Below are 551 nucleotides of genomic sequence, written 5' to 3' on the forward strand. Positions count from 1 at the left end.
GGCTCTTCGCAGCTGAGGGGGTAGATGCGGAACGCGGGGTGGGCGCGTCGGTGCCGGGATAGACGTCGAGGTCTCCCGATGATGGAAGTTCTGACACTCACCATCTGGAAGACCTCGACATGCTCAACGCTACCTTCGATGACCCCGACCTGACGACCTTCGCCCGCCTCGAGGAGCTTGGCCTGGTCGTGGTCGGCCAGAGGCTCACTGCCGCGCGGGCGGTGCTGGAGTGCCGGCTCGCCGAGGAGGATCCGTGGTGCAGGGCCTGCGGAGCGCGGTCGACCTCGCGGGGCTCCATCACCAGGTCTCTGGCGCATGAGCCGTTCGGTCACAGGCCCACGACGTTGCTGGTGCGGATTCGCCGCTACCGGTGTGACCATTGCGGATGCCACTGGCGCGAAGACACCACCGCGGCGGCCGCAGAGCGGGCGAAGCTCTCCCGAGGCGGGATCCGGTGGGCGCTGGAAGCCCTGGTCATCGACCACCTCTCGATCGCGCGGGTCGCCGCCGGGCTGGGCGTGGCCTGGCATACCGCTAACGACGCCGTTCTC

General features: G+C 68.8%; 1 protein-coding gene. It reads left to right on the forward strand.

All coding sequences use genetic code 11. The features are described from left to right. Positions 1-119: 119 nt before the first annotated feature. The coding region (locus ACT3SQ_RS19300) for a transposase family protein (protein ID WP_444601628.1) at positions 120-551 on the forward strand (432 nt) is incomplete at its 3' end.

Source organism: Brachybacterium sp. AOP42-C2-15, from assembly GCF_052377065.1.
In the GTDB taxonomy this organism is placed as follows: domain Bacteria; phylum Actinomycetota; class Actinomycetes; order Actinomycetales; family Dermabacteraceae; genus Brachybacterium.